This is a genomic window from [Pseudopropionibacterium] massiliense, from assembly GCF_900607225.1.
Classification (GTDB): Bacteria; Actinomycetota; Actinomycetes; order Propionibacteriales; family Propionibacteriaceae; genus Arachnia; species Arachnia massiliensis.
This window is the reverse complement of sequence record NZ_LR027842.1, coordinates 3,142,450-3,149,129: the sequence shown is the minus strand read 5'-3', so window position 1 is coordinate 3,149,129 and position 6,680 is coordinate 3,142,450. Positions and strand designations below refer to the sequence as shown.

The window sequence follows — 6,680 nt, the reverse complement described above, 5'->3', positions numbered from 1 at the left end:
CCTGACTTGGCTCATGTTTGGTGTTTTTGGGGTTGGAGGGGGTGTTGGCTAGGGGTTTTGGTTGGTGTGGTGTGCACTAATCGGGGGTGTTCTAGCCTGTTGGGGTGAGTCCGTATGTGAGGACGGTGAAGACCGCGTCGGGGGCGACGGCGGTTCAGGTGGTGTGGTCGTCGTCTCGTGGATCGCGGTCGATGGATCACATCGGGTCGGCACACACGCCGGAGGATGTTGAGGTGTTGAAAGCGGTGGCGCGGCAGCGCATGATCGCCGCTGGTCAGGACGAACTCGATTTCGGGGACGGGCAGCCACGACGGCGGGCGCTACCGATCCGGCGGTCGCGGGCAGAGCACTTGTGGAATGCCTTGTCGGTCGGGTTTGAACGACTCGGGTTCGATACCGCCAGTGGTGGTGACGAGGTTTTCAAGCAGTTGGTGCTGGGCCGGTTGATCGAGCCGGCCAGCAAGTTGGAGACCTTGCGGGTGCTCGAAGAGATCGGGGTTCGGCCTTGCGGCTACGCGACGGTGAAGCGTCGGCTCGCCGTGTATGCCGAGCCGGCGTGGCGGCAGCAGATAGCGTCCGCGTGCGCTTGTCACGTCGGGTTGGGGCCTGCCACTTTGGTGTTGTACGACGTGAGCACGCTCTACTTTGAGACTGATGTTGGGGACGGGTTCCGGGAACCCGGATACAGCAAGGAACGCCGCTTGGAACCCCAGATCACCATCGGGTTGTTGACCGACGCGCGGGGGTTCCCGTTGATGGTGGAGGCGTTCGAGGGTAACCGTGCGGAGACGACCACGATCATCCCGTCGCTCCAGGCGTTCCAGGCCGCTCACGCCCTGCCGGAGGTGACGGTGGTGGCTGATGCGGGCATGTTGTCTGACGGGAACCTGCGGGCGTTGTCCGGGGCGGGGTTGCGGTTCATCGTGGGCCAGAAGATCCCCGAGGTCCCCTACATCGTGCGGGAGTGGCTGAAGACCCATTCCGGTCAGCAGCCCCCTGACGGGCTGACCCTGACTCAACCCTGGTCGAGGGGCCCGGCCGGGGCAGCAGTGACAGAGACGATCTACTACCAGTACCGGGCCGACCGAGCACGCCGTACCCTACGCGGTATCAGCGAGCAGGTCAGCAAGGCCGAACGCGTGGTCGCAGGGAAGATCCCGGTGAAACGGAACCGGTTCATCACCCTCACCGGCGCACAGAAATCGGTGAACCGGGACTTGGAGGCCAAAGCCAAAGCGCTGGCTGGCTGGAAGGGATACATCACGAACCTGGCTGACCCGAGGCCGGAGTACGTGATCGGCGCCTACCACCAGTTGTGGCAGATCGAGAAGTCGTTCCGGATGAGCAAATCCGATCTGAAAGCCCGCCCGATCCACCACCACTTGAAAGACTCGATCGAGGCCCACCTCACCATCGTGTTCGCCGCCCTCGCCGTCGCTCGCTGGTTGGAGGCCACCACCAAAGTCAGCTTGAAGACCCTGGTCAAAACACTACGCCGCTACCGAACCATCGACATCCAAGCCGGCGACGCCATCGTCACCGCTGAAGACCCCATCCCCAACAACATCCAAACCTGGCTCGACGCCATCCACAACACCCGGGAACGACACTAAATGAGCCAAGTCAGGATACATGACCACCACCGAATCTGGTCCCGAGGCCAGTTCCCGTCTCGGGGAGGTCCTGCTCGAGGCCCGGGGCGTCAGCAAGTTCTTCCCGGGGGTCCGGGCGCTGGAGGGCGTCGACTTCACCCTGCGCACCGGGGAGGTGCACGCCCTCGTCGGCGAGAACGGCGCCGGCAAGTCGACGCTGATGAAGGTCCTCTCGGGGCTCTACCAGCCCGACGAGGGCGAGGTCCTGATGCGGGGCGAACCCATCACCCTGCCGACCCCGCTCGCCGCCCAGCAGGCGGGCATCAGCGTCATCCACCAAGAGTTCTTCCTGATGAACCACCTCACCGCGGCGCAGAACATGTTCATCGGCCGCGAACCCCGGCTGCCCGGCGGCCTCCTCGACCACAAGAAGCTCAACAACGACGCCGCCGAACTCCTGGAGCGGCTCGGGGTCAGGATCGACCCGCGCATCCAGGTGGGGAAACTGACCGTCGCCTCCCAACAGCTGCTGGAGATCGCCAAGGCTCTCTCGTTCAACTCCAAGGTCCTGATCATGGACGAGCCGACGGCCGCCCTCAACGACGCCGAGGTGGAGACGCTGTTCCGGATCATGGACGGCTTCATCGGGGACGACACCGGCATCGTCTACATCTCCCACCGCATGGAGGAGATCCGCCGCAAGTCCACCCGGATCACCGTCCTGCGCGACGGGAAGTTCGTGGCCAGCCGCCCGAGCTCCGAGGTCACCATCCCGGAGATCATCCAGCTCATGGTCGGCCGCAAACTGGCCTCCGACGTGCGACCCGAACCGCGCGAGAACACCGAGACGGTCCTCGACGTGAAGAACCTGTCCACCGCAGAGCTGCTCAAGGACGTCAGCTTCCACCTGGAGAAGGGCGAGATCCTCGGTTTCGCGGGGCTGATGGGCGCGGGCCGCACCGAGGTGGCGCGGGCCCTCATAGGCGCCGATCCCCGCACCGGCGGCGTCGTCACGGTCGGTGGCGAACAGGTGGACATCCACAGCCCGAAGGACGCCGTCAGGATCGGCATCGGCTACCTCTCCGAGGACCGCAAACGCTACGGCCTGGTGCTGCAGCAGGACGTCGCGGCCAACACCGTGCTGCCGTCGCTGAAGAAGTTCTCCACGGGCGGGCTGCTGCAGGACGGCAGGATGCGCCAGGCCGCCGAGAAATGGGTGAAGACCCTCGCCACGAAGACCCCCAGCGTGCGCCAGCAGGCCCGCAACCTCTCCGGCGGCAACCAGCAGAAGGTGGTGCTCGCCAAGTGGCTGGAGCGCGACTGCGACATCCTCATCTTCGACGAACCTACCCGCGGCATCGACGTCGGCGCCAAACAGGAGATCTACGACCTCCTCGACGAACTGACCGACCAGGGCAAGTCGATCATCATGATCTCCTCCGAGATGGAGGAGGTGCTGCGCATGTCCGACCGGATAGCGGTGATGTGCAACGGCCGTATCACCGGATTCCTCCCGAATGCCGAGGCCACCCAGGAGAAAATCATGGAGTTGGCCACCCAGTTCACGACAACCGAGACCACGAGCGAGGCCAACTGATGTCCACCGCCACCGCCGCCCCCACCACCGTCCGGTCCAGGGGTATTCCCGAGCAGTACAAGGCGATCCTCCAGCAGATCCTGGTGGTGGCCGTCCTGATCCTCCTGTCCGTCTTCTTCACCATCATGAAACCGGCGTTCGCGGACTGGAGCAACATCTCGTCGCTGCTGCTGGCCTCCGTCGTGACGGGCGTGCAGGCGCTCGGCCTGTCGTTCGTGATCGCCACCGGCGGCATCGACCTGACCCCCGGGCTCGGCATGGCTGCGACGTCGGTGTTCGCGGGGGTGCTGATCGCCAAGTCGGGCGGTTTCGGCCTGCCCATGTGGGTCGGGGTCCTCGGTGGCCTGGCGGCGGGCGCCCTGCTGGGGCTCATCAACGGGGTGCTGGTGGCCTACATCAAGATGCAGCCCATGATCGCGACGCTGGCCATGATGATGGTCTGCTGGGGCGCGGCCCTGGTGATGGCGGGCGGCAAGAACATCTCGCTGCGCAACGTCGAGGGCTACAGCGGAATCGCGGTCGGTGAGATCATCCCCGGCGTCTACAACAGCATCCTGATCCTCATCCTGCTGGCCGTGGTCGCGGGCGTGCTGATGAACCACACCGTCGTCGGGCGCTACTCCCTGTCCATCGGCTCCAACGAGGAGGCCACCCGCATCTCCGGCGTCGACACCCACCGCTGGAAGGTGTTGGCCTACGTGATCTGCGGCCTGTTCACCGGTATCTCCGGCATCCTGATGTCGTCGCGGCTGTCCGCCGCCCAGCCGACCCTCGGGCAGGGCTACGAGATGTACGCCATCGCGGCGGCCGTCATCGGCGGCACGTCGCTGCGAGGCGGCCGCGCCTCGATCTTCGGCGCCGTGATCGGCGCCGTGACCATCCAGACCATCTTCAACGGCCTGACCATCATGGGCGTCCAGGACCAGTGGCAGAAGGTGGTCCTCGGGGTCGTCGTCCTCATCGCAGTGGTCGTCGACATCGTGCGCAGGGGCGGCAAGGAGGAGTGATCCTCGCCCTCCCATCCCACAACGTGCAGTGCAGCACAACCCCTGAATAGGAGAAAACAATGAAGAAACTGCTCATTGCCGGGCTCAGCGCAGCACTGGTCGTCGGGTTCAGCGCATGCTCGAACCAGTCGACGAACTCGGGCGGGAGCTCGGGGGGCGGCCGCGTGGCGCTGGTCGCGAAGGCGAACTCGGCCGAGTACTGGGTGAAGGTGAAGGAAGGGGCCGAGGCCGCCGGCAAGGAACTCGGGGTCGACGTCAGCTTCAACGGACCCGACACCGAGTCCGAGGGCGACAAGCAGCTCAACCAGCTGCAGAGCGCCATCAACGACAAGCCGCTGGGCATCGGGTTCGCGCCCCAGGACGGCGCCCAGGACGGCGCTCCGGCGCTGATGGACCGGGCGAAGGAGTCCGGGGTGCCCGTGGTCATCTTCGACACCCCGCTCAGCGGGTCCGACGTGCCGGTTGCCACCGTCGCCTCCGACAACAAGGGCATGGGCGCCCAGGCCGCCGAGAAACTGGTCGCCCTGACCGGCGGCACGGGCAAGGTCGCGATCATCGCCCACGGTGAGGTCGGCACCGCCGCGGCCCGTCGCGACGGTTTCAAGGAGTACCTGGCCAAGAACGTGCCCGAGTTGCAGGTCGTCGACGTGCAGAACGGCGAATCCGACCCGGCGAAGTCGCGCGACAAGGCGCAGGGCATCCTGCAGGCGCACCCGGATCTGGTCGGTTTCTTCGGCACCGACGACGACTCGACGATCGCCATCGCCGACGAGGTGTCCGCGAAGAACCTGCCGACGAAGGTGGTCGGCGTCGACTCCTCGCCCGACGTCATTTCCCTGTTGGAGCAGGGCAAGATCAGCGGCGTCGTGGTGCAGAACCCCTACGGCATGGGCAAGAAGACGGTCGAGCTGATCGTCGCCGCGTCGAAGGGCGAGAACCCCGCGGAGAAGAACGTGGTCTCCGAATCGGTGTGGGTGACCACCGACAACCTCAAGGACCCGGACATCCAGCAGATCGTCAACTGACTGGTCCCCGGCGTGGTGAGGGGCGGTCCCGATCGGGGCCGCCCCTTCCGGCATCCGACCTGCGAATCTGTAGCGTTTTGATCTGCGAATCTGTAGCGTTTTGACCTGCGAATCTGTAGCATTGGCGCGATGGAATACTCGGAAAGGGCGATTGACAAGGAGCTGGATGAGCTGCTGCCTGAGCTGCCCGCCATCGCCCTGGACGGCCCGAAAGGGGTGGGCAAGACCGAGACCTGTCGACGACGTGCCGGCGGCGTTGTGGCCCTGGACCGCGACCGGGACCGGGAGGTCTTCGTGGCGGATCCCGAGCGCATCACGAGAATCACCCCGCCCGTGCTCGTCGACGAATGGCAGCTCGCTCCGAGCTCCTGGGACGTCGTGCGGAGAGCCGTCGATGACGGCGCCCCTGCCGGTTCCTTCCTGTTGACCGGCAGTAGTACCCCGCTGGCGAAGGGTCCCGGACACAGCGGGGCGGGACGCATCGTGTCGCTGCGCATGCGCCCCATGTCCTTCCCGGAACGAAACCTGGAAAATTCCACGGTTGGCCTGGGAGAGCTCCTCGGGGGAGGCGCCCGGATAGCGGGGGAATCCGGGCTGGGACTGGTCGACTACGCGGAGGAGATCACCCGTTCGGGATTGCCGGGAATCCGTGGCCTGGGGGAACGGGCCAGGCGTCTTCAGCTCGACGGGTATCTGGCCCGCATCACACGCCGGGTCCTGGACGGTGACGGCGAGGGCATGGCTCCCCGAGGCGAATCGCTGGGGAACTGGCTGCGGTCCTACGCAGCCGCAACCTCGACCACCGCGGCCTTCGAGGCCATCCGGGACGCGGCCACCCCGGGGGATGCCGACACCATGGCCCGCACCACCGCCATCCGGTACCGCGACTGGCTGGACGCGCTGTGGCTGCTCGATCCGGTGCCCGCCTGGCGGGCACCCGGTTCCGTTCTGCGTCGCCTGTCCGCCGGACCCAAACACCACCTGGCGGATCCGGCACTCGCGGCGCGAGCCCTCGACGTGGACGTGGACCTGCTCCTCGACGGACAGGGCCGGGTGATCTCCGGGCACGGGACCCTCCTCGGAGCCCTGTTCGAATCCCTGGTGACGCTGACGGTGCGGGTACTGGCCCAGGGTCTGGAGGCGCGCGTCTGGCACCTGCGGACACACCGGGGAGAACACGAGATCGACCTGCTGGTCGAGGGACGTGGCGGTGTGCTGGTGGGGGTCGAGGTGAAACTGTCGGCGTCGGTCACGGATCGGGACGTCAAACACCTCCTCTGGCTCCGCGACCAGCTCGGCGACAAGGTCAAGGACCTCGTCGTCGTGAGCACCGGCCCTACGGCCTACCGTCGCGGGGACGGGGTGGCGGTGGTGCCCCTGGCGCTGCTGGGGCCGTGACGCCGGGGCCGGGGCTCCGCGATCCAGCCCTGTGATCCGCCGCAGCGAGCATCCCTCCCGC

Annotated in this window: 5 protein-coding genes; all 5 read left to right on the top strand. The window is 66.3% G+C overall.

The window, feature by feature from the left end:
* Positions 1-116 precede the first annotated feature (116 nt).
* The 5 genes from E0E39_RS14050 (at position 117) to E0E39_RS14030 (ending at position 6,619) form a co-directional block, all read left to right on the top strand.
* Entirely contained in the window at positions 117-1,613 is a 1,497-nt protein-coding gene (locus E0E39_RS14050; RefSeq protein ID WP_425470697.1) for an IS1634 family transposase, read from the top strand.
* Positions 1,614-1,632: 19 nt separating this feature from the next.
* Positions 1,633-3,189 carry a sugar ABC transporter ATP-binding protein gene (locus E0E39_RS14045; protein WP_130875310.1) on the top strand — a complete coding sequence of 519 codons (1,557 nt, stop codon included), beginning with the start codon at positions 1,633-1,635 and terminating at the stop codon, positions 3,187-3,189.
* Positions 3,189-4,196: an ABC transporter permease gene (locus tag E0E39_RS14040; protein ID WP_130875309.1), complete on the top strand. Its 1,008-nt coding sequence runs from the start codon at positions 3,189-3,191 to the stop codon at positions 4,194-4,196. Before E0E39_RS14045 ends, E0E39_RS14040 begins: the two co-directional genes overlap by 1 nt.
* 59 nt (positions 4,197-4,255) lie before the next feature.
* The gene (locus E0E39_RS14035; RefSeq protein ID WP_130875308.1) at positions 4,256-5,221 is read left to right on the top strand and encodes an ABC transporter substrate-binding protein; all 966 of its coding nucleotides are present in this window, start codon (positions 4,256-4,258) and stop codon (positions 5,219-5,221) included.
* 129 nt (positions 5,222-5,350) lie between these two features.
* On the top strand, positions 5,351-6,619 hold the full coding sequence (locus E0E39_RS14030; protein WP_130875307.1) for an ATP-binding protein: 1,269 nt from the start codon (positions 5,351-5,353) through the stop codon (positions 6,617-6,619).
* Positions 6,620-6,680: the final 61 nt, after the last annotated feature.